At 49.2% G+C, this 23,547-nt stretch carries 21 protein-coding genes; 18 read left to right on the top strand and 3 right to left on the bottom strand.

Going from position 1 to position 23,547, the window contains the following annotated elements; genetic code table 11:
- Positions 1–76: 76 nt before the first annotated feature.
- Entirely contained in the window at positions 77–1,282 is a 1,206-nt protein-coding gene (manA, locus tag ICL55_RS06520) for a mannose-6-phosphate isomerase, class I (RefSeq protein ID WP_223151341.1), read from the bottom strand.
- A gap of 210 nt (positions 1,283–1,492) precedes the next feature.
- On the opposite strand from manA, the gene ICL55_RS06525 reads away from it, so the two are divergent.
- Positions 1,493–1,840, top strand: a complete 348-nt coding sequence (locus ICL55_RS06525; RefSeq protein ID WP_188095215.1) for a YraN family protein — start codon at positions 1,493–1,495, stop codon at positions 1,838–1,840.
- A gap of 316 nt (positions 1,841–2,156) precedes the next feature.
- Positions 2,157–2,483 carry a hypothetical protein gene (locus ICL55_RS06530; RefSeq protein ID WP_188095216.1) on the top strand — a complete coding sequence of 109 codons (327 nt, stop codon included), beginning with the start codon at positions 2,157–2,159 and terminating at the stop codon, positions 2,481–2,483.
- 126 nt (positions 2,484–2,609) lie between these two features.
- Here ICL55_RS06530 and purB read toward each other — a convergent pair whose 3' ends face one another.
- Positions 2,610–3,947, bottom strand: a complete 1,338-nt coding sequence (gene purB, locus ICL55_RS06535) for an adenylosuccinate lyase (RefSeq protein ID WP_188095217.1) — start codon at positions 3,945–3,947, stop codon at positions 2,610–2,612.
- A 141-nt stretch (positions 3,948–4,088) separates the two neighbouring features.
- Between purB and ICL55_RS06540 the strand changes: the two genes are divergently transcribed.
- Together ICL55_RS06540 and ICL55_RS06545 are read left to right on the top strand one after the other, a co-directional pair.
- Positions 4,089–4,838 carry a menaquinone biosynthetic enzyme MqnA/MqnD family protein gene (locus ICL55_RS06540; protein ID WP_188095218.1) on the top strand — a complete coding sequence of 250 codons (750 nt, stop codon included), beginning with the start codon at positions 4,089–4,091 and terminating at the stop codon, positions 4,836–4,838.
- A gap of 126 nt (positions 4,839–4,964) precedes the next feature.
- Complete coding sequence (locus tag ICL55_RS06545; protein ID WP_188095219.1) at positions 4,965–5,624, top strand: NADPH-dependent F420 reductase; 660 nt, start codon at positions 4,965–4,967, stop codon at positions 5,622–5,624.
- Between the two features lie 78 nt (positions 5,625–5,702).
- On the opposite strand, the gene ICL55_RS06550 is transcribed toward ICL55_RS06545, so the two are convergent.
- A complete protein-coding gene (locus ICL55_RS06550; RefSeq protein WP_188095220.1) occupies positions 5,703–7,352 on the bottom strand; it encodes a M1 family metallopeptidase in 1,650 nt (549 codons plus the stop codon).
- 45 nt (positions 7,353–7,397) lie between these two features.
- Here ICL55_RS06550 and ICL55_RS06555 point away from each other — a divergent pair, with 45 nt between their 5' ends.
- From ICL55_RS06555 to ICL55_RS06620, 14 genes are all read left to right on the top strand, one after another.
- Positions 7,398–9,041: an ABC transporter substrate-binding protein gene (locus ICL55_RS06555; RefSeq protein WP_188095221.1), complete on the top strand. Its 1,644-nt coding sequence runs from the start codon at positions 7,398–7,400 to the stop codon at positions 9,039–9,041.
- 102 nt (positions 9,042–9,143) lie between these two features.
- Entirely contained in the window at positions 9,144–9,917 is a 774-nt protein-coding gene (locus ICL55_RS06560; RefSeq protein WP_188095222.1) for an acyl-CoA desaturase, read from the top strand.
- A gap of 139 nt (positions 9,918–10,056) precedes the next feature.
- The gene (locus ICL55_RS06565; protein ID WP_188095223.1) at positions 10,057–10,944 is read left to right on the top strand and encodes a decaprenyl-phosphate phosphoribosyltransferase; all 888 of its coding nucleotides are present in this window, start codon (positions 10,057–10,059) and stop codon (positions 10,942–10,944) included.
- Positions 10,944–12,269 (top strand): FAD-binding oxidoreductase, encoded by a 1,326-nt coding sequence (locus tag ICL55_RS06570; protein ID WP_188095224.1) that lies wholly within the window; start codon positions 10,944–10,946, stop codon positions 12,267–12,269. The genes ICL55_RS06565 and ICL55_RS06570 overlap by 1 nt, the downstream gene beginning before the upstream one ends.
- Positions 12,270–12,366: 97 nt before the next feature.
- Positions 12,367–13,095, top strand: a complete 729-nt coding sequence (locus ICL55_RS06575) for an SDR family oxidoreductase (RefSeq protein WP_188095225.1) — start codon at positions 12,367–12,369, stop codon at positions 13,093–13,095.
- Positions 13,092–13,682 carry an HAD-IB family hydrolase gene (locus tag ICL55_RS06580; RefSeq protein WP_188095226.1) on the top strand — a complete coding sequence of 197 codons (591 nt, stop codon included), beginning with the start codon at positions 13,092–13,094 and terminating at the stop codon, positions 13,680–13,682. Before ICL55_RS06575 ends, ICL55_RS06580 begins: the two co-directional genes overlap by 4 nt.
- Before the next feature lie 17 nt (positions 13,683–13,699).
- The gene (locus tag ICL55_RS06585; protein ID WP_188095227.1) at positions 13,700–15,391 is read left to right on the top strand and encodes a hypothetical protein; all 1,692 of its coding nucleotides are present in this window, start codon (positions 13,700–13,702) and stop codon (positions 15,389–15,391) included.
- A 100-nt stretch (positions 15,392–15,491) separates the two neighbouring features.
- Positions 15,492–17,855, top strand: coding sequence for an ABC transporter permease (locus ICL55_RS06590; RefSeq protein WP_188095228.1), 2,364 nt, complete (start codon positions 15,492–15,494; stop codon positions 17,853–17,855).
- Positions 17,856–17,939: 84 nt separating this feature from the next.
- Complete coding sequence (locus ICL55_RS06595) at positions 17,940–19,430, top strand: S41 family peptidase (protein WP_188095229.1); 1,491 nt, start codon at positions 17,940–17,942, stop codon at positions 19,428–19,430.
- A 67-nt stretch (positions 19,431–19,497) separates the two neighbouring features.
- Positions 19,498–19,794 (top strand): DUF2695 domain-containing protein, encoded by a 297-nt coding sequence (locus ICL55_RS06600; RefSeq protein WP_188095230.1) that lies wholly within the window; start codon positions 19,498–19,500, stop codon positions 19,792–19,794.
- Positions 19,795–19,840: 46 nt separating this feature from the next.
- On the top strand, positions 19,841–20,443 hold the full coding sequence (locus tag ICL55_RS06605) for a short chain dehydrogenase (protein ID WP_188095231.1): 603 nt from the start codon (positions 19,841–19,843) through the stop codon (positions 20,441–20,443).
- Positions 20,444–21,028: 585 nt separating this feature from the next.
- Entirely contained in the window at positions 21,029–21,649 is a 621-nt protein-coding gene (locus tag ICL55_RS06610) for a CGNR zinc finger domain-containing protein (protein WP_188095232.1), read from the top strand.
- Complete coding sequence (locus ICL55_RS06615; protein ID WP_188095233.1) at positions 21,646–22,551, top strand: EamA family transporter; 906 nt, start codon at positions 21,646–21,648, stop codon at positions 22,549–22,551. The genes ICL55_RS06610 and ICL55_RS06615 overlap by 4 nt, the downstream gene beginning before the upstream one ends.
- Before the next feature lie 29 nt (positions 22,552–22,580).
- Positions 22,581–23,540, top strand: coding sequence for a Gfo/Idh/MocA family protein (locus tag ICL55_RS06620; RefSeq protein ID WP_188095234.1), 960 nt, complete (start codon positions 22,581–22,583; stop codon positions 23,538–23,540).
- The last annotated feature ends 7 nt before the right edge of the window (positions 23,541–23,547 follow it).

Here is a 23,547-nt window from a genome sequence, read left to right on the forward strand (position 1 = left end):
TTTCTGACTGGTTACCATAAAAAGAAAAGCAGTGTAGCATCCTACACTGCTTTTTCTTTTACAAAGAAGGTGGTATTTATTTTACGGGTACGGTAGCCTTGAATATCTCCACGTTGTCGGCAGTGGTGATTTCATAGGTTTCGCCGTAGGCCGCCATTACGCATTGACCTTTATGAAGGGCCAGGGTATCGGAACCTTTAATAGTGGCGGTACCATTCATGACGATCATGATTTCGGCGGCTTTCGCGGTATAGGTATATACCTGTCCGGCGCCGAGATTGATTTTGCTTACCACAAAATCAGGTGCAGGCGTCGGATAAATTTTTTCCAGTCCGCCTGAGATACTGTCGCCGGAAAGCACGTTCGGATGTACCGCTTCAAAGCGGGTGTGCTTCAGCAGTTCCGGTACATCGATGTGTTTAGGCGTGAGGCCACCGCGCAGCACATTATCTGAATTGGCCATCAGCTCTACGTTCTGGCCTTCCAGGTAAGCGTGTGGGATGCCCGCGTCCTGAAATACGGCTTGTCCGGGTGTTACGTGTACAATGTTGAAGAAGTAGATAGAGAAGATACCTCTGTCGAGATTGTCGGCGCCATTCGGATCATTGAGCACCGCGCGTGCCGCCCAGAATGCAGGGTCTGATTTAGACAGGTTACCGGCTTTGTAGTCGGGTATGAGGCGATCGGTCAGCGGGCGCAGGATAATGTTGACCAGTGCCTGTGGCATTTCCATCACGCTTTTATACAGACCGAAATAACCTTCATTTTCGTATATGCTTACCAGTGAGGTAAACTCAGCGGTGTCCCGCAGGATTTGGCGCAGTTTGTCTTCCGGAAGGAAGCCGTGCAGCAGCCAGAATTCGCTGAGGGCCACCATGATTTCCGGTTTATGGTTGGCGTCTTTATAGTTACGGTTAGGTGCGCTGAGTGGTATGCCGGCGGCGTTTTCACGGGCAAATCCTTTTTCTGCTTCTTCCTTGGTAGGATGCACCTGTATAGACAGCATGTCTTTTACATCCAGTATTTTAAAGAGATAAGGCAGTTCCTGAAACTGTTGCCATACCTGTGGTCCTACGATATCTGCCGGGTCTTGCTGTATCAGTTCATTCATAGGTACCGGACCATTGCTGGTGGTAATGGTGGACGGAGCGCTTGGATGCGCGCCCATCCAGTATTCTGCACTGGGTTTTTCTGATGGGGCTATTCCCAGCAAAGAGGGGATGTACGTAGATCCGCCCCAGGCATAATGCTGAATCTTTCCATCCAGTCTGAATAATTTCATAAAAACGATTTACGGGTTTATGGTTTTATGGTTTGTTCTCAGGCCGCTCTGTCGCGGCAATGCCGGATCAGCGTGCAGTGATAACTCACTGCAAATTACTGTCAAATTATTCAGATTTTTAAGCCTCCCGTTGCTAAATAGTTGAAAAGCAAGCGGCTGAAGCCGGAAAAACGTATCTTAGCGACCATTGTTTGTTAAACTATTTCCCGGATGAACCGACAGGATACGGGCCGTGAGGGCGAAAGGATCGCGCAGGAATATGTACGTCGCTTTTGTGTGATTCGCCATACCAATTGGAAATACGGCAGAAAGGAAATTGATATCGTGGCCGAAAATGAAGGCACGATTTATTTTATCGAAGTCAAAGCCCGCAATGGTAGCCGCTTTGGCTGGCCTGAGGAAGCTGTCGATCATAAGAAGCAGGAACATATACAGGTAGCGGCAGCCGCTTACCTGGAGTGTTTCCATCTCTGTCCGGAAGCTGTCCGGTTTGATATCATTGCTATTACGTTTATCGCTGAAAGTCACGAGCTGCTGCATCTGCGGGATGTGTTCTGATGTCATGAGGCTGCAGTGGCACGCCGGGGCTTATATCGATTGCATAAAAATAAGGTGTTCACTATAAGCAGGATATAGGGTGGTATGCTTATTGGACTTGTTTTAGCAACGTATTGCGTTAACCAATACTTAACAAAATAAACACTTATAATCTATGTTTAATAAAAGATATTTTATATCTTTGCCGTGCAAAAAAAATGACCCCTGTGAGTTATCACAAACCCGTTTAAAACCGGGTTAGCTATCATAATCATCTCCCTGGAAAAACTCCGTACAACACCTTGAATGGTATTGTTCATCATATAAATCTATTATTATGAACTTATGGAGCTTGATGGTATTTATTCAACAGACAATGGGAGCGGTAGCGATCAACAGCAACAGTTTACCATGCAGGATCATTCAGGAGCAACAGTATAGTGGCCGCCTCTTTGTGCAGATGGAAATAGTGGGGGCGGAGGAGAGCCCTGTATTAACGATATTAGACAATCATCACTCACCTGTGCGCATGATTCCTATTGCGCCAAACAGCATATCAGCGGGGCAACTGGTATGTTTGACCGGATTATCAGCCGGAGAATATATTGCCCGTGTAACCGTGGCCGGAAGGGTCGCAGAGAAAAATATCGAAATAAGACAGTAAAGCTGTCTTCATGCTTTCGAGAGTCATATTGTATTTAGGGATTTTTTGATTTACGATTTTTGAATTTTGGGAGTTTGATTACCCCGCAATCAAAAAATCGTAAATCAGAAAATCCCTAAATCATTTTTACCACAGGCCGGTATAGTTATGCGGCGTAATGGCTTTCAGTTCCTTTTTCAGTGTGGCACTGATTTTCAGACCATCAATGAATTTATGCATGCTCTTCTGGGTGATATGCTCTCCGCCACGGGTCAGCTCTTTCAGCGCCTCATAGGGTTGCGGATAGTTTTCACGGCGTAACACCGTCTGAATAGCTTCTGCTACTACTGCCCAGTTGTTTTCCAGATCTTCTTTCAGCTTAGCCTCGTTGAGGATCAGTTTATCCAGACCTTTCTGAATAGACTTAGTGGCCAGCAGGGTGTGACCGAAAGGCACGCCTACATTACGGAGCACAGTAGAGTCGGTCAGGTCGCGCTGTAAGCGGGAAATAGGCAGTTTGGCGCTCAGGTGCTCAAATATGGCGTTAGCAATACCCAGGTTACCTTCTGCATTTTCAAAGTCGATCGGGTTTACTTTATGCGGCATCGCGGAAGAACCTACTTCATTCTTTTTGATTTTTTGTTTGAAGTAGTCCATGGAGATGTACGTCCATACGTCACGGCAGAAGTCGATCAGGATATTGTTCACTCGTTTGAGGGCATCAAACTGAGCGGCGATATTATCATAGTGTTCAATCTGGGTGGTATACTTCATCCTTTGCAGGCCGAGGGTATTGTTCACAAATTTCTCCCCGAATTTCTCCCAGTTGATTTTAGGGAAAGCTACGTTGTGGGCGTTGAAGTTACCGGTAGCGCCACCAAACTTGGCGGCGAACGGAATTTCACCCAGCAGTTTGATCTGTCCTTCGAGGCGTTCTACAAACACCAGTATTTCCTTGCCGAGGATGGTCGGAGAGGCCGGTTGACCGTGCGTACGGGCCAGCATCGGCACTTTCATCCAGGATTCACCCAGCTTTCTGAGGGCCAGGATCATATTGGCCAGGGTAGGCATGTACACATGTTCTACCGCATCTTTCCACAACAGGGGCGTAGCGGTATTATTCACGTCCTGAGAGGTCAGGCCAAAGTGTACCCATTCCAGTTTGTCTTCCAGACCGAGGTTTTTCAGCTCATTCTTCAGGAAGTACTCCACTGCTTTCACGTCGTGGTTGGTGATTTTTTCGGTGTCTTTGATCAGCTGTGCGTTCTCGATAGTGAACTCCTGGTAGATTTTGCGCAAGGCAGGGACCTTGGCCTTAGGCAGGGTAAACAGCTTCTGTTCAGCCAGCGCAATAAAATATTCCACCTCTACCATCACACGGTAACGGATCAACGCAAATTCGGAAAAATAGCCCGCAAGCTCGTCTAATTGCCTGCGATAGCGCCCATCCAGCGGGGAAATGGCAGTTAATGGTTGTAGTTGCATAATATATATGTATTCCAGTTTTTACAAAAAAGCCTGCCGGAAAAACAAGTTCTTTTTTACCTCCTGTTTTCAGGGGGAATTCAGGATTTGGAACTTGGTATCCGGGATTTAGTTACTTTTGCAGCTTCAAAATTACTGAAATTGGAACGGAAAGTAAAAGTTGCGGCTGTAAGTTATTTGAATACGAAGCCTTTGTTATACGGATTCAGGAATCATCCGGTAATGGAACAGATGGAATTGTCAGTGGATTATCCTGCTAAAATCGCCCAGCAGCTGATAGATGGAGAGGTAGATGTGGCCCTGGTGCCGGTGGCTATTATCCCAAAACTGAAAGAACATCATATTATAGCGGACTACGGTATTGGTGCAGAAGGCCCGGTGGCCTCTGTATGCCTGTACAGTGATGTCCCCCTGAACGAGATGAAGCGGATCTATCTGGACTACCAGAGCCGTACCTCCGTGGCCCTGCTTAAAATACTGGTAAAAGAACACTGGAAGCTGGATGTGGAGCTGGTACCTACCACTGGTGACTATGAAGATAAAATCAAAGGGACCGATGCGGGTCTGGTAATTGGCGACCGTGCCCTGGCACAACGAAAAGTGTCCCCCTTCATTTTTGACCTCGCGGAACACTGGATGCGCTTTACCAGCCTGCCTTTCCTCTTCGCGGCCTGGATCAGCAACAAACAACTGCCTGAAGCATTTATCCGTCAGTTCAACGATGCCACCAGCATCGGGATTAAAAATATACCGGCCGTGGTAGCGGAAAATCCGTACGATCTGTACGACCTTACTACCTACTATGTGCACAACCTGAGTTATCCCATCACCCCGGCCAAGCGCCAGGGGATGCAGAAATTCCTGACCTACATCAGAGATTTAGGCATTTAGTTATTTTTTTATTTGGTTATTTAAAATGCAGCGAAGCGCACACAGTACCTTCGCTGCATTTTAAATAATCAAATAGCTAAATAAAAAAATAGCTAAATTCATAGTTCAACAAATGCTCCCGCGGTCATGAGAATCGGTATCCTCGGTAGTGGTCCTGTTGGACTGACGCTTGGCAAAGGCCTTATTCAAACTGGCCACCATATTACGATTGGTACCCGTAACCCGGCCAGGGAGGGGTTGCAGCAATGGATTAAACAACAAGGGCAACAAGCTGCCGCCGGCACCTTCCGCCAGGCATCCGAGTTCGGAGAGCTGATCATCATCTGCACCAGCTGGGTAGGTACTAAAAAAGCCATAGAAGCCGCCGGTATCTGGAACTTCAAAGGGAAAACAGTGGTGGATGTCACTAACCCCGTTGATGATAAAGGACCAGATGAAAAAGGACGACTTAACCTGCTTATCGGACACACCAACTCCGCCGGTGAACAGATCCAGGCCTGGCTACCCCCCGATGCCAAAGTCGTCAAAGCCCTCAGTTGCATTGGATACAAACATATGCTCTCCCCGAATTTTGAGGAAGGTTCCCCCACCATGTTTATCGCCGGCAATAACCCCGAAGCCAAACAAACAGTCGTTGACCTGCTCAATGAGTTCGGCTGGAACGATGTTGCGGATATGGGCAGCATAGAAATGAGCCGCAGCATAGAACCACTGGCCGTTTTGTGGACTGCCTATGGTTATCTGAATAACAGCAGCGGGCATGCATTTAAGTTGCTGAAGAAATAATGTGTACATCAAACTATAAAATAAAAGCGGGTAGCACAGTATGCTACCCGCTTTTTATGTTGATGAAGACCATCTGTTTTACTTGTTATCAGTAGCGTCTTTTCTTTTAATGTTGATGTAAAAGCCTTTGTCGACCTCAAACTTATTCGGGTCAGGGAGACTGATACTGGCGGTACGCCAGGTGGTAGCAGGATAGATCAGTTTAAACCCGTTTTCATTCAGCTTCACGCGCACGGGCATATTAAAATCTTTTATGCAGTTGGTCCAGCGGTATTGTACCTGCTGGCCAATGATACGATACTCCAGCGTCGGAATAATAGTGTCCCGCAGATACTGGTCGAACACACGGCTAAGGTCTATCCCGGCAGCATTGCTCATATACCGTTCTATGTCCTGTGTAGTCACCGTCTGATGATAGAAGGTTTTGTTCATGCCTCTCAGCATCTGGCGGAAAGCCTCATCGTTGTTCATGATCAGCCGGATATTGTTGATCATGTTGGCGCCCTTGTAGTACATATCGCCGCTGCCTTCTGTATTTACGCCATAAGGCCCGATGATGGGAACATCATTTTTGATATTATGACGGATGCCTGCCACATACTCTTCCCCAGCCTTCAGTCCGTACTGGCATTGGGTGAACAGTGTCTCAGAATAATTGGTGAATGATTCATGGATCCACATGTCAGCAATGTCTTTGCTGGTGATGCTGTTACCAAACCATTCGTGGCCACTTTCATGGATAACGAGGAAGTCCCACTTGAGGCCCCAGCCGGTACCGGAAAGGTCCCGGCCCTTATAACCCATCTGGAATTTATTACCGTATGCCACGGCGCTCTGGTGTTCCATTCCAAGGTAGGGAGATTCCACCAGTTTGTAGGAATCTTTATAGAACGGATATTTGCCAAACCAGTACTCAAAACATTTGAGCATAGGCTTTACTACTTTGAAATGTTCGGTGGCCTTGTCAACATTATAATCCAGCACCCAATAACTTAAGTCCAGCTTACCACCTTCTCCGGAATAGCTGTCTTTTATTTCGGCATAGTGGCCCACATTAATGGCCACATCATAGTTGTTGATCGGATTGCTGACATACCAGGTATAGGTAGCGGTGCCGTCAGGGTTGTCTGTCTTTTTCTTTAACCGTCCGTTGGACACATCGGTCATTTCAGCAGGCACGGTTACGTTAATCGTCATGTTTTCCGGTTCATCGCTTTGATGATCTTTGTTGGGCCACCATGCGCTGGCGCCAAAGCCTTGTACGGCAGTAGCTACCCATGGACGTTGCTGTTCATCACGGGCCCATACCACGCCGCCGTCCCAGGGGGCGTTTTTTGCTTTGTGAGGCTTGCCGTTATAAAATACGGTGATGCGTTTGGTTTTATCTTTTGCCTGAGGAGCTTTTATTTTTACAAACCACGCATTGCCATCGCGGGTAAAAGACAGCGATTGTTTATCCTGTAATATGCTGTCGATGACCATAGGCTCCTGCAGATCTATCTGCATTACGGAGTCGGGTTTCAATACTTTATAGGTGATGGTGTTAAATCCGCTGAAGGTGCTGTCTTCCAGGTGTACCTGTACATGGAGGTCATAGGAGGTAACGTCCCACCAGGACCTTTCCCTGGTAATGGAACCCCGTAGCGTATCTGCTTTGGTGAAGTGTTGCTGGGCGCTGACCGTACCGGCTGTCAGCAGGGCCATACAAAACATGGTGATGCCACGCATAATTAATGATATATTTTATACGGAAAGATATTAATTTACCGGCAAATGAAAAGTAGTTATTGTCAGGTGGTTATATCCGTTCTTTGCCTGGGGGGATTGTGCAGTTTGTTGCTGAGTTCCTGTGGCGGTACGGAGAACCACGATCAGCAGGTATTCCGGTATAATCAGACAGAAGGGATCAGCAGCCTGGACCCGGCCTTTGCCAAAAGCCAGGCGGTCATCTGGGCGGTAAGCCAGTTGTATAACACACTGGTGGCGCCGGACACCAATCTGACCATTGGCCCCTCCCTGGCCAAACAGTGGCAGGTGTCCAACGACCACCGCACCTATACCTTCGACCTGCGCACGGATGTATATTTTCATGACAATGATATTTTCCCCGGTGGAAAAGGACGGCGTATGACCGCGCAGGACGTGGTCTACAGCCTGCAGCGTATTGTAGACCCGGCCACCGCCTCTCCGGGAGCCTGGATATTCAACGGCCGCGTGGTAGCCGACAGCGGTTTTAAAGCACTCAATGACTCCACCTTTCAGCTGACGTTGGTAAGACCTTTCCATCCCATTCTGGGTATTCTGAGCATGCAGTATTGCTCAATAGTACCACATGAAGCGGTGGAGAAATACGGCAAAGACTTCCGGAGCCATCCCTGCGGAACAGGTCCGTTTAAATTTTTCTTCTGGGACGAAGGACAGGGGCTGGTCTTTCACCGCAACCCGAACTACTTTGAGCGCGATGCTCATGGGAAGCCATTGCCTTACCTCGATGCAGTCCAAATCAGTTTCCTTGATAGCAAAGCATCTGAGTTTCTGTTGTTTCGCCAGGGACAGCTGGACTTTATTAATGATATCGATGCTTCCTTTAAAGATGAGATTCTCAGCAAACAAGGGAAGCTGAAGGAGGAGTGGAGAGATAAAATGGTGCTCGATAAAAAGCCTTTCCTCAATACAGAGTACCTGGGTTTTCTGGTAGACAGCAACAATGCGCTGGTGAAAAATGCACCTACCCGGATCAGGAAAATACGACAAGCGATCAACTACGGTTTTGACCGTACGAAAATGATCACCTACCTGCGCAACGGAAAGGGAACACCTGCATCATCCGGATTTGTGCCGGCCGGGCTTCCGTCTTTTGATACGGCTAAAGTGAAGGGATACAGCTATGACCCGGGCAAGGCCCGGCAGTTGCTCGCTGAAGCCGGGTTTCCCGGAGGGAAGGGGTTGCCTGTTATTAAGCTGCTGTCTATTCCCATCTATGCAGACATGGCTGACTATGTAGCCAACCAGTTGCAGGAAATCGGCATCAGGATACAGGTAGAAGTGATACAGAAAAGCCTGCTGCTGGAGCAGACCGCCAAATCACAGGCCCTCTTTTTCCGCGGCAGCTGGATTGCAGACTACCCGGATGCAGAGAGTTATCTGGCCATGTTCTACAGCCGTAACCCTGCGCCACCCAATTATACGCGTTATGCGAACGCGGCCTTCGACAAATTATATGAACAGGCATTGGAGGAAAACAACGACAGCCTCCGTTACGCGCTCTATCAGCAAATGGACCGCCAGATCATTGCTGATGCGCCGGTGGTGCCGCTCTTTTACGATCAGGTGGTGCGGCTGGTGCAGCCCCATGTGTCCGGTTTATATAATAATGGAATGAACCTGTTGGAACTCAGGTTCGTTCGCAAGAAATAGTTTTTTAACATTTCATTAGCTATCGGAATTTGTAAAATCGCGTGAAAGCCCGGTATTTAAGCATACCTTTGGTGATTATTTGTCAAATTTTAAAGTATTCTAATGACGGCGATCCTGATATTCTTCTGTGTGCACTGGTTCTTGTCACTGTTCTTCCACACGTTTTATCTGCACCGTTATGCATCTCATCAGATGTATACCACCAATAAATTCTGGGAACGTTTCTTTTATTTCTGTACCTGGTTTTTCCAGGGGTCTTCCTACCTCATCCCGCGCGCTTATGGGGTGATGCACCGGATGCACCACGAATTCAGCGATACTGAACACGATCCGCATTCTCCGCATTTCTTTAAGGACGTGTGGACGATGATGGTGCAGACCCGTAAGATCTACAATGGCTTTGTGACCCGCACCAGCACCGTGGACTCTAAATTTTTAGAAGAACCACTTCCGGAATGGGAAGCAATGGATAAATTTGGTGACAGCAACATCACCCGCTTCGCCTGGATGGCTATCTACGTAGCTTTCTACGTAGCGTTTGTTCCGGCTGGCATGTGGTATCTGTACCTGTTGCTGCCGATCCACTTCCTGATGGGCCCTGTACAAGGTGCTATCGTTAACTGGTGTGGTCATAAGTATGGTTACAGCAACTTTGACAATGGTGACAAATCCAAAAACACTTCTCCCTGGGGTATCATCCTGCTGGGCGAACTGTTCCAGAACAATCACCACAAATTCAAAGACAGCCCTAACTTCGCCAAAAAATGGTATGAGCTGGATCCCAGCTATCAGGTGATGAAAGTGCTGAACGTAATAGGTATCATTAAACTGAAACCTGCCATGGTAACGCAGGCCCGTATGAAAAAAGCGGCCTAATCAACACCGTACAATCAATCTGTTACAATAGAAAAATGTCTCACCGTCATGGTGGGACATTTTTTTTTATCCCTCAGGGAAGGACGGGAAAAGGAATAAAATTGTAATTTGGCGCGTCAACTTTACCCTGATCCCCATCATGAAGTACATCAAATTACTCCGGCCTGCTCACTGGGCAAAGAATGCCTTCTTGTTTATCCCGCTGTTTTTCGCCGGAGAAATCTTTAATGTCGCCAAAGTACTGGACCTCTTGCTGGCTTTTATCGCTTTTAGTATCACGGCCAGCAGTATTTACATCATCAATGACTATCAGGATATTGAAGCTGACCGGAAACATCCTGTGAAATGTAAGCGGCCGCTGGCTTCCGGAGAGATATCCAGGCCTGTGGGACTGGCCTTGTTTCTGCTGTGTATCGCTATTGGTGGTGGTTTGGCCTGGCTGGTCAGCCCCAAGTTCGCCTTTGTAGTGGGTATTTATTTTGTGATGAACCTGTTTTACAGTTTTGGACTGAAACATATCTCCATTCTGGACATCATCATTCTGGCCATCGGTTTTGTGTTGAGGGTGAAAGCCGGTGGTATCGCCGGTGGTATTGCCATCTCTGAATGGCTGATGGTGATGATTTTCCTGTTGGCACTGTTCATGGCGATCGCCAAACGCCGCGATGATGTACTGATCCGGCTCCACTCGGGACAGGAAATGCGCAAGGCCGCCAAGGGCTATAATCCCGACTTCCTCAATGTAATGCTGTCGCTGGTTTCCGCAGTGATCATCGTCTGTTACCTGATGTATACCATGGCGCCTGAAACACAGGTGCGGTTCCATACTTATCGCCTTTATTATACAACGCTTTTTGTAATTGGCGGATTATTACGATATTTGCAAATAACCTACGTGGAGAACAACACTGGTTCTCCCACCAAGATCCTATATAAAGACCGTTTTATTCAATTAACCATACTCCTGTGGGTGCTGAGTTTTTATGTGCTGATTTATTGGCCCACTAATAAAGTTTTTTTTGAATAATGCAAAAGCGGTTAGCTAACTGGGGTAATTACCCCGCTATTACATCTGAAGAAAGTGCGTATACGCAGGAAGCGCAACTACGGTCGTTCGTAGCGGCTAATCATGGGTTTATTGCCCGCGGCAATGGCCGTTGTTATGGAGATGCTTCCCTCGGAAAGCACAGTCTGTCGATGCTTAAATACGACAAGATCCTCTCTTTCGACACCGCCGCAGGCGTATTGGAAACCCAGGCCGGTGTTACACTCGACCAGATACTGGACATCATCGTTCCCAAAGGATGGTTCCTGCCGGTAACGCCGGGGACCAAGTTCATTACGGTAGGCGGCGCGGTAGCCTCCGATGTGCATGGGAAAAACCATCACAGGGAAGGTGCATTCTCCGGGCATATTACCGAAATGGACGTGATCATCGGCGACGGCACTACCGTCACCTGTTCTCCTGCCCAACATACCGATCTGTACTGGGCCACCTGTGGAGGGATGGGGCTCACCGGGGTGATCACCCGCGTAAAGTTCGGGTTGAAAAAAATAGAGACGGCCTACATCAAACAAAAGCAGATCAAAGCCCGTAACCTCGAAGAGGTAATACGGCTGTTTGACGAGTATAAACACTACACCTATTCCATGGCATGGATCGACTGCCTGCAAAAAGGAGACTCCTTTGGCCGCAGCATCCTGATCGTGGGAGAACATGCTACCAAAGCAGAGCTGAATGCCAAACAAGGACAAGCCCCGCTGCAACTGCCATCCAAGCCACGATTAACTGTACCATTCAACCTGCCTTCTTTTATCCTGAACACCTTTACGGTAAAGGCTTTCAACTGGTTGTACTACGGAAAGAACTTTAAAAAAGAGATCAACAACGTAGTGCCCTATGAACCGTTCTTTTATCCGCTGGATGCTATCCTGCATTGGAACCGCGGTTATGGTAAGGCGGGCTTCATACAATATCAGTTTGTGCTATCGCTCGACCAGAAAGAAGGGTTGATCGCCATCCTCCGGCGTATTAGCGAAAAAGGATGGGGATCTTTCCTCGCTGTGCTGAAAGTGTTTGGTCAGCAGGATTCACTGATCTCTTTTCCCATGGAAGGTTACACCCTGGCGCTGGATTTCCCGGTGCGGAAAGGACTTTTCGCCTTCCTCGATGAGCTGGATGAGATCGTGTTGCAGTATGGCGGCCGCTTGTATCTGTCTAAAGACGCCCGGATGAAACAGGAAGTCTTCTGGAAAAGTTACCCCAACGCGGAACGTTTTGCGGAGATCGTGAAGACGTACAATCCAGGCAAACGGTTTGAATCACTGCAATCCGAAAGACTGTCCATTTAGATATTTAGATATTTTACTATTTAATAGCAGAAACATCTAAATGACCGGATACGCAATACACCTAAATACCTAAATATCTAAATACCCAAATATCTAAATGACAGTGCTTCTTTTAGGCGCAGGCTCGGATATGGCTGTTGCCATAGCGCGCCGGTTTGCTGCCGCTCAATATAATGTACAACTGGCTGGCCGTCACGCCGCTGCCCTGCAGCCTTTGCAGCAGGACCTCCAGATACGGTACGGCATTAGTGCCACGGTACACCATTTCGATGCCACCGCTTACGATACTCATACCTCTTTTTATACATCCCTGCCTGCGCAACCGGATATCACCGTGTGCGCTTTCGGATACCTGGGAGATCAGGAGCTGGCGCAGCACGACTGGCAGGAGGCTTCCCGTATCCTGCATTCAAATTTCACCGGCGCCGTGTCTATATTAAATGTGGTAGCCAATGCCTATGAGGCAAAGAAAGCCGGTATGATTGTCGGCATCAGTTCAGTGGCTGGTGAAAGAGGCCGCCAAAGCAACTATATATATGGTAGCGCCAAGGCTGGCTTCACTGCCTACCTTAGTGGATTGCGCAACCGTCTTTTTCGTAGTGGCGTGCACGTGATGAGCGTGCAGCCGGGATTCGTGAATACCCGGATGACCCAGCATCTGACCCTGCCGCCACTGCTGACCGCGCAGCCGGAACAGGTGGCCAATGCTGTGTTCAAAGCGGTGCAGCGGAAGAAAAATGTATTGTTCGTAAAATGGCCATGGAAATATATTATGTTGATTATTAAGTCGATACCTGAGTCCATCTTTAAAAAATTAAAACTGTGACCGGCATTGCTTTCTTCGATTTCGACGGCACCATCACCCGCAAAGACACCATGTGGGAGATTATCCGTTTCCAGAAGGGGAGCGCTGCGTTGTATACCGGGTTGCTGCGGCTGGCGCCCGGACTGGCCAGCTTTAAACTGGGCCGACAAACAGCGCAGGAAAGCAAGGAGCAGGTGCTGCGCCATTTTTTTGGTGGGATGCCGGCAGAACAGTTCACCGAAAACTGCCAGCGCTTTTGTCGGGAGCGGTTACCGTTACTGATACGGGAACAGGCGGTTGCTGCTATCCGTAAGCATCAGCAGGAAGGGCGTCAGGTGGTGGTGGTTACGGCTTCGGCCCGCGACTGGGTAGCGCCCTGGTGCGAAACGCTGGGTATCAACTGCATCGCCAGCGGTCTGGAGGTACAGCACGGTCTGATCACCGGCCGGCTTTCCGGCGTGAATTGTAATGGCCAGGAGAAAGTAGTCCGCATCCGGGAGCAGTTTAACCTTCATGACTATACGGATATTTACGCCTACGGCGATACTAACGGTGACCGGCCCATGCTGGCGCTGGCACAACACCCCATATACAAACCATTCAGATAATAAAGAATAGATACAGTATGTCTCATTCGTTTCCCAATGCCCGCAGATGGGCGTTTTTAGAAATTATGATCATCGTGCTGCTCGCACTGGTGCCATTGTTTACCACCTTTCCCTATCGCGTGAATATCTTCCTGTCGTGGGAAGGGGCCTATAGGCTGTCTTCCGGACAGGTGCCTTTCAAAGACTACGGTAGCCCGCTGGGTTATGGCTTCTGGATTATTCCGGCGCTGTTTTTCAAAATATTCGGACCGCAGCTGATCACACTGGTAAAGGCGCAGGTATTCATTAATATCATTGCCGGGCTCTCATTCCGGTCTATCCTGAAGAGCCTGAACGTGACGCCGGGGGTGCGACTGTTATCTGTGCTGGTATTCGTGATGTCTTATTCGTTCTTTAACTTCTGGCCATGGTATAACCATACCGTCATTGTATATGAACTGGTGGGACTCAGCTTCCTGATGCGTTCCTTCTTTGCAGAAGGTAACGGCCGCAGATACCTGCTGATGGCGCTGGCAGCGCTGTTCGTTTTTTTATCGCTCTTTACCAAACAGGATGGCGGTGGTATGGCGCTGATGTTGTGCCTGGCATTGTTGGCCTACAATTCACTGGAAACCCGCCGCTGGTTGGACCTGCCGGTATTTATCGGTTTTTTTGTGGTGATCGCAGTGGCTTTCATCGTTCCGCTAATGCCGGGCTTTGCCTATTGGTTTAATCATGGACAGGCGCCTCATAGCTCACGGTTAGCCCTAAACGATTTTACCGATGAAATTATGGGCGCTTCCAATTGGATCAAGATATACGTCTTGCTGGTGGCGCTTTGTCTGGCTGCTGGTGTAAAACAATGGGGCAGCTGGATACATGAACGTCGGGAGGTGTTGTTTGCGTTGCTGACACTCGGTATTTTAGGCGAAGCGGCTATCTTCCAGGTCACCAGTTATACACCTCCGGACAATAATATTTTCTTCCACAGTTTTGCTTTTGCATTCATTGCCAGCTGGTTATGCCGGTTGCTGTCAATACCGCTCAACACAGGCAAGTCGCTGATCATGGCTACTGCACTGATTTTGTTCTGGTGGTCCGGTACCTGGTGGAAATACATTGGCCGGTATACCGACAGACTGTTTCCCGTAAAAGAAGTCGCCTATGCGCCGAATGATACTACGCATGAGAATGTGGTATCGCGCCGAAACTTTATGATCGATACCGACACCACAGATGTACCTGTATCGAAGTGGACGTTCTCTAAGTTACCGGTATTCCATAAGATCTATATGCCGCAACAGACAGTGGATGGTATAGATCGCGTACTGGCGTTACCGGTAGTGCATCAGAAAAGGGACAGTATCCGGGTACTGAATATGACAGAGCTGACGCCGCTGGCAGAGGCGATGCCGTTCAAACTGGAAACCGGCCAGGACTATCCGCTGTGGTACCATCTGGGCGTGGGGATGTTCAACCGCCAGCTGGCTGCCTTCAAAGGGAAAATACAACGTCATCATTATGATATTGTCCTCTACGAGTATGCGCCAACGTTAAACAACTTTTTCCCGTTTGCCGTTAGGAGCGAGCTGCAACAGCATTATCAGCTGGTAGATTCTTTCCTGGCGCCACGACGTCCTACGAACGCCATGATAGAAGTATATGTGGCGGAAGGTGCGCAACGTCCGTATACGGACGCACTTCTTCCTAAAGCGGACACTTTAAGATAATGTGATATGTTTTATCGTTTGTAACGAAATAATATAGAAAGCGGCACCTTCCTTGGTGCCGTTTTTATTTTATCTTTTCGCTATTCGTAACCACGTTGCCATGTTTGTCAATTATCTTATAATAGGCTGGCGTAACCTCTTGAAACACCGGCTGTTTACCTTGCTCAATTTAACCGGTTTGTCTACCGGCCTCGCCTGTACGTTATTGATTTGTCTCTGGATAACAGACGAATGGCGCATGGACCGCTTCCATGAAAACGGCTCCCGGCTGTATACGGTGATGGAAAGCAAGCCGCATGCGAAGGGATTGTTGACGACGGCGGAATCTCCCGCCCAACTGGCAGATGTGTTGAAGCAGGAAATGCCGGAAGTGGAAGCTGCTGTGGTGAGCACGCCGAGGGGCTGGTTCCCGGGTTTTACGGTGACCACAGCCGGAAAACATCTGACAGGCGAAGGCCTCTTTGCGGGCAGGGACTTCTTTAACATCTTCAGTTATCCACTGGTGGCGGGAGATAAAAAACAGGTATTGACAGACAATAGTGGCGTGGTGATTTCGGAGAGAATGGCCCTGCGTTTATTCGGTACCGTTAATAATGTCGTTGGACGGCAGCTCGACTGGCAGATCGACGTATTCAAAAGACCCGCGGTGGTGGCTGGTGTCTTTAAAGATGTTCCGGGTATATCTTCTTTACAATTTGATTTTATTCTTCCCTTCGACGCGTTCAAATCGTTGATGCGCATCGGTGATAATCTGGAGCCGGGTGGTCCTTTTGTCACCTGGCTGTTGCTGAAGAAGGGAACAAACATAGCTGCCTTCAATGGTAAGCTGACAGGGTTCATGCAGGACCGCACCGGTAACAAGGCGCGGACTTCCTTTGTAGTGCCTTATGCCGACAACTATCTGTATGGCACCTACGAAAATGGTCATCAGGCGGGTGGCAGGATTGCTTATGTACAACTCTTTGGCCTCATCGGATTGTTCATTGTTTTTATTGCGGCAGTCAATTTTATGAACCTGGCCACTGCCCGCGCGAGTGTCCGGATGAAGGAAGTCGGCGTCCGTAAGACATTGGGCGCCAGTCGTTGGGCGCTCATGAAACAATTTCTGGGTGAATCGTTGTTGTTGTCAATGTTATCGCTGCTGCTGGCGCTTGTGATGGTATGGCTGTTGCTGGGCCCTTTTAATATGATCACGGGGAAACAGCTGCGGTTGCAGTTCAGTGGGCAGCTGGCGGCACTGTTTATCGGCATCACGTTGTTTACCGGACTACTGGCGGGTAGTTACCCGGCTTTTATCCTGTCAGCGTTTAAGCCGGTGCTGGTATTGAAGGGGAAGATGGTCAACAGCGTCAGTGCACTGTGGGCCAGGAAAGGACTGGTGGTATTTCAGTTCAGCCTTTCCGTTGTGCTGATAGTGGCCGTGATGGTGGTAGAACGGCAGTTATCGTATATCCGGGACCGTCACCTGGGCTACCAGAAAGACCACGTCGTATATTTTAATGCAGCAGGAAAAGTGCCGGAGCATATGGACGCTTTCCTGTCGACTGTCAGGGAAATACCGGGCGTGGTGAAGGCTTCCAGTATGGTAGGCCATGTTTTCGGTGAAAGCAGTCAGCCGATAGCCTGGGAAAGACAGGGCCGTACAGAAAATATTCTCTTCCGTCCATTTCAGATGGGAGAAGGCATGCTGGAAACCCTTGGGGTCCAGCTGAAAGAAGGGGCCGGCTTTTCCGGTAACTATGCAGCAGACACTTCCCGCATTATTTTCAATGAAGCAGCTATTGCTGCGATGGGACTGGAGCACCCTGTTGGTAAAACCATCCGGTTCGGCGGCAATATGCGGGAGATTGTTGGGGTGGTGAAAGACTTCAATTTTCAGTCGCTGCACAGCCGTGTGCAGCCGCTCTTTTGCATCATAGAACCGAGAGGCGGTACTGTTATGCTGAAAGTAAGCGCGGGAATGGAACAAGATGTGCTGAAGCGCCTGGACGATTTTTATCGTAGGTATAACCCCGGGTATGTGCTGGAAAGTCATTTCCTGGATGAAGATTATCAGGCGCTGTATACCGCAGAGAAACGGGTTGGAAAACTGGCAGGTTATGCCGCCGTATTGGCTATCGTGATATCCTGCCTGGGCATCTTTGGTTTGGCCGCGTTTACCGCCGAAACCCGTCGCCGCGAAATAGGTATCCGCAAGGTACTGGGGGCAAAGACGGCTCAACTTGCCTTGTTGTTGTCAAAGGATTTGTTGCGGGCCGTAAGTCTTGCCATTGCAATTGGGCTACCGCTCGCCTGGTATATTATGCACCGCTGGCTTGACCATTTTGCCTACCGGTCGCCTTTCGGCTGGGAGATTTTGATGCTGGCCGGAGCAGTCACTTTTGTGGTGACCTTCCTGACCATCGGGGTACAAACCGTTCACGCTTCCCTACGCAATCCGGTGGACGCGCTGAAGGCGGAGTAGGCGGAAAACACTGCTCAAATCCGGATTTGAGCAGTATGGGCGGGCATTGTTATGGGAAATCATCCGGACTTTTGAGTAAAAAAAATGCGCCGTTTTTTTCTCGTTTGGCTGTTGTTACTGACCGGCCGTGCCGCCGCCCAGGAGGCGGTGTTTTCCAAAACAGTCCTTTTGCAGGACCTCGATTCGTTGACAGCAGCACTCCGGGAACTCCATCCGGGGTTGTACCGGTATCAATCCCCTGAACAGTTTGACAGCACTGTAATGGCTGCGCGGATGGCGGTAAAAGAAAATATGCCGCTGCGCGAGGTCTATGCAGTGTTCTCCCGGCTGGTGTCAGCTATTCGCTGCGGGCATACGGTCATTGTTCCAAAAACCAATTGGGCTGATACGCTGAACAATGCCCATTTCTATTTTCCCTTTCAGGTGTTCTTTGTACAAGGGAGTCCTTACCTCACGTTTAACCGGTCCACGAATCAGGATATACATCCGGGAGATAAGTTACTGACCATCAATGGTCGTACTATGGAAGACATCCGGCAGGAGATTTTCCGGCATCTATTCTCAGATGGGTTTAATGAGTCCCTGAAGTACCGACAAACCCACGACTACCTGTTTTCCTACTACTACAACTGCTTCATCGAACGAACCGATTCCTTTCATATTGAATATGAGAACGCCCGCAGGGAAATTAAAACGGCCACTGTTCCCGCTTTGGGCATGAAGGAGATGCAGGAGAACACGGTAGCCAATCCGGTCAACCAGGTGTTCCTGAAGGCTGTAGCGCATGAAAGACCCTATACCCACGAATTATTACTGGATAAGCAAAAAGGAGTAGCCATCATCTTCCTGCGGCAGTTCTTTGGCGGTGAAAATGGAGAAGTGGCCCGCAAGGGGTTAACGCATTTCATGGATGATTGTCTCGGGAAGATCCGGCGTAGCGGTATCACTGATGTCATCGTAGACATGCGGTATAATCCCGGAGGCTATGACAGTCAGGGGCAGGTATTGCTTTCTTACTTTATCCATGAGCCGGTGTTGTATTACAGCAGTATGCATACTATCACAAATAGTTCGCCCTTGCTGGCGCATTCTTCCTTATCTCAGGAAGATCTGGCGGTCATAAAAGACAGTCTGCGGAAACAGCCGGATGGCACTTACCGGATACCGCTTTCGCTGAATAAAACACTGGACAGTGTCCGTCCGGCAGCTCACCCTTTTAAAGGGCAGGTCTATTTTCTGGTGAATGGTGGAACGGGATCAACGGCAGCAGAATTTACGGCGGTGGCGCAATACCTCCAGGCAGGACGCTTCATTGGAGAGGAAACGGCGGGTAATTACACCGGAGGCAATGGCGCCGAGTTTGTGGGGCTGTTACTTCCGCATACCCGCATGCAGGTGACCATCCCGCTGGTCTATTATAAAAACGCGGTAGGTACACCACGGCTTATCGGGCGGGGTACCCTGCCAGACTACCCGGACAATTATACGATCGACGATGCATTAAGCGGGAAAGATACCGCGCGGGAGCTAGCCTATAAGCTGATAGATGGCCAGCGGGCGAAAGTAAAGGAATAGCACTGCCAGGGCACGGGGAAGTTGATATTTTGTACTTTACAGCCGGAAACCTAAAGTACTTATCAAGATGCCATCAAAAGCCGGGAAAGAAAGGCGGAAACAACTCCTGGCGCCCTTGCAGCAGGAAGCAGCTGCAGCATTTGAAAAGGGACTGCCCATGTCCCGTGAGCAATTTCATCAACTCTTCGACCACCTCGATGAGGCGCTGGGCGCTCATGGTTGTGATCATACTCCCGGATGGACGCTTCGTTATCTGGCTGCGGAGCGCGTTGAGCAATCGGAAGTAGTGATGGCCTGGTTGGCGGAACACGGAGGTCATTGCGATTGTGAGATACTGGCCAATGTGGAAGAGCTGTTTGAATAGTTGTTTATCATCTCTCTTAGTAATCAAATGTAAAATATTTTAATGTATGAAGATCCTGATGATTGGCACTACCGGAGCCATTGGCGCCAAAGTAATGCAAGCCCTGTTGGAAAGACATGAAGTCATTACGGCCGGCCGCAATAGCGGTGATGTTCGTGTAGACATCACCGATGAGGCCTCCATCGACCAGCTATATCATACCGTAGGCAATATTGATGCGGTGGTGGTGACAGCCGGTTCCTCCGGCATGGAAAGTTTCCAGCGGCTCCAGGCGGCGGATGTGATGGAGGCTATTCATTCCAAGTTAATGGGGCAGGTGAACGTGGTCCTGAAGGGGCAGCACTATCTGAACGACAACGGGTCGTTTACCCTGACCTCCGGGATATTGGCTGACGAGGCAGCACGGGATACAGTAGCAGGGGCTATTGTCAGTGGCGCGGTAAACAGTTTTGTCATGGCAGCGGCCACGGAGTTGCAGCGGGGTATTCGTATCAACGCCGTCAGTCCCGGACTTGCAGAAGACTCGGCGGGGGCCATTGGCCATCTATTTCCAGGGTTTAACCCGATGCCTATGCGTAGGCTGGTGAATGCCTATCTGAGGAGTATCGAAGGAGTCGTAACCGGACAGGTACTCAGGGTCCACGAGTAATGAATGACTGACAAACAGGTATCGCCTGGCGGCTGAAAAATGCCTGCCGGCGGCGAATGTTAAATGCCATTTCTGTTGTCTTGCTATGACAAATGTCGCCCTTTGGTCGCATCACCCATTTGATGCAATAGGTCATTATGGCACAATACCCGTCATCTCAGCGAGTGGCGGTTAAACCATCCCGGATCATTTTTCATTATTTATAAATAGTATTTGTATATTTAATAATATAAAATTATTTTGTATTTGTAAATTTATATAGATACTTCCGTTTTTTGGTGTAATATTGCTCCCGCCCGCTGTTCTCAGGAATAGGGGACCGGAGCCTTCAAAAATCGAGCTTCCCGTTAACGACATCTGCCTTCAAATACTATTACTGTTATGCGAAAACAGCCATGTAATGTGGCTGTTTTTTGTTTTATAATAAATTGATTTTTATTGGTTTGAATTAATTTAGGTGAGAGGTTGCTTTAAATTGTAAAATGGAGGTATTACGACGTTGTTTTTATTAACCACCAAAATTAATTTTACTGGTTAATTTAATGCCTTACATTTGTACGGGACACCCTCTCAAACACCTGTTTTATGTCTACCGAAAAAAGCATTTCCACTTTGCGGTTTGACGGCGGAATACTCTGCCTCGACTTTGTGAACACGATCAGTAACCGCATGAAGCCATCGTCACATGATTACTTATCCGGCTTTAAAGAGTTGTTGGAATGGTACGGTCGCACCGGTGTTATTTCTGCCAAAGTGTCTCATACATTGGAGCGCTTAGCGAAGGGCTACCCGCAGAAAGCGACGGTCGTTTTTGACAAAAGTATCGGGCTGCGGGAGTTGTTGTTGAGGCTCTTTACAGCCGCTATCCATCGTAAAGCGCCTGACTCTTCAGACATACAATTATTCAATACCTATGTGGCCGATGCATATGCCAATATCGAGGTGGCCTGGAAGCCGGCGCAGCGTCAGGGAGAATTGTTGTTCAATGCCCCGGCGTTAGAGCAGCTGATCTGGTGGCTGGTGAAATCGGCGTTGGAGCTTTATACGGGAAACGGACTACAGCAGGTCCGGCAATGTCCGGCATGCGGATGGTTGTTTCTCGACAAGAGCCGTAACGGGTCCCGCAAGTGGTGCAGCATGAGCAGTTGTGGCGATCTTCATAAAGTACAGCAATTCCATCAACGTAATAAAAAGAAAGCAAAATGACCATGTCATTAAAACCTGCCAGCTACAGTTCAAAGACCTTTATGTATCTGTTGGCGGTATATATTATCTGGGGATCTACCTATCTGGGCATGAAGATCGCCACGGAAACCGTGCCTCCTTTTTTGCTGTCCGCCCTTCGCTTTTTTGCTGCGGGCAGTATGCTGTTGATCATTGGTTATCTGAAAGAAAGGAGCATTCCCACCGGGCGGCAGTTACTGTCCGCCATTTTCGTAGGGGTGTTACTGATCGGTATTGGTAACACCACGGTGGCGCTGGCCGTACACTATATGCCGTCGGGACTGGTAGCGCTGATGGTGGCCGCCATGCCTGCCTGGTTTATGGGGCTGGACTGGGCCTTCTTCAGCAAGAAACGTCCCTCGCTGCTGACTGCGCTGGGGATAGTATTGGGGTTTCTGGGACTGTTTTTATTGTTTAACCCGTTTTCTGCCGCGCATGCCACCCGTAATTTTCCTTTGTGGCCCATTATAGTAGTGGTGGCCGGTAATATTTGCTGGGCTACCGGTTCGCTGTTTGTGCAGCGATTACCCATGCCTGCCCAGATGACTAGTACTGCTATCCAGATGCTGGCGGGAGGCACTTTTTCCCTGCTGGCCAGTGCGTTGCTGGAACCCGGCGCGTGGGATACGCTACCGGAAATGTCTCAACGTGGATGGATGGCCTATGTTTATCTTGTCATGATCGGTTCGCTGGTAGGCTATACCTCTTATAGTTGGCTTACCCGGAATGCGCCGCCGCGGCTCACCGCTACCTATGCTTATGTGAACCCGGTGGTAGCCATGTTTCTGGGATGGGCTATTGGCCATGAAGTGATCGACAGTATGGTGGGCATATCTGCCGCCATCGTTATTGCCGGGGTAGTGCTGATGACGTTAAAGAAGTAATTTGTATTTTGTCGGCTTAATCCGAAACTATGGACAGGATCAACTGGGGCATCATTGGATGCGGTAATGTTACTGAAGTAAAAAGTGGACCGGGTTTCCGGTTGGCGGCCAACAGCGATGTTACCGCCGTTATGCGTCGTAACCGGGAGCTGGCACAGGACTATGCGAAGCGCCATCAGGTAGATCGCTACTATGACGACGCCTACGACCTGTTACAGGACCCGCACGTGAATGCCGTTTATATCGCTACGCCTCCGGGCAGCCATGAAGAATATGCTTTGGCGGCAATTGAGCGGGGCTTGCCGGTATATATTGAAAAGCCGGTGGGCGTCGATGTATCAGCTGCCCGCCGTATAGCCGCAGCCGTCAGTGAAGCCGGCGTTCGTGCCTGTGTGGCACATTATCGCCGTCGATTGCCCACCTTTGTAGCAGTGAAACAATGGCTGGAAGAAGGACGGATAGGCCGGGTGCAGCAGGTAGACCTGCGCCTGTGGAAGACGGCGCCTAAAGAAAATGCCGGATGGCGTTTGGACCCCGCCTTGTCGGGCGGCGGTTACTTTCATGACCTGGCCCCGCACCAGCTCGACATCCTCCTGTATTATTTCGGACAACCTGTAAAAGTGACCGGTATCTGTACCGGGACAGATCCACGTATAGCCGATCAGGTTAGCGGGCAGATATTATTCCCCGATGAGGTGCTTTTTAACGGAAGCTGGAACTTTACCGCCCCCTCCGCCAGGGAGGAAGATAGTTGTACCATCACCGGAGCAACCGGTACCATCCGTTTTCATTTCTTCCGGGATTTCCATTTGGCATCACTGGAAACTGCCGCCGGGACCGAAAGCTTTCGTTTTGAGACGCCCGCGAACGTTCAGGCCCCTTTGATTGCGGAAGTGGTGCAATATTTCCGCGGCCAGGGAGCCAACCCGTCTCCTGTAGCAGATGCCGTTACCGGAATGCAAATGATGGAACAATTGCTCGGCCAATAAATACCCT

This window comes from Chitinophaga varians, from assembly GCF_014529945.1.
Classification (GTDB): Bacteria; Bacteroidota; Bacteroidia; order Chitinophagales; family Chitinophagaceae; genus Chitinophaga; species Chitinophaga varians.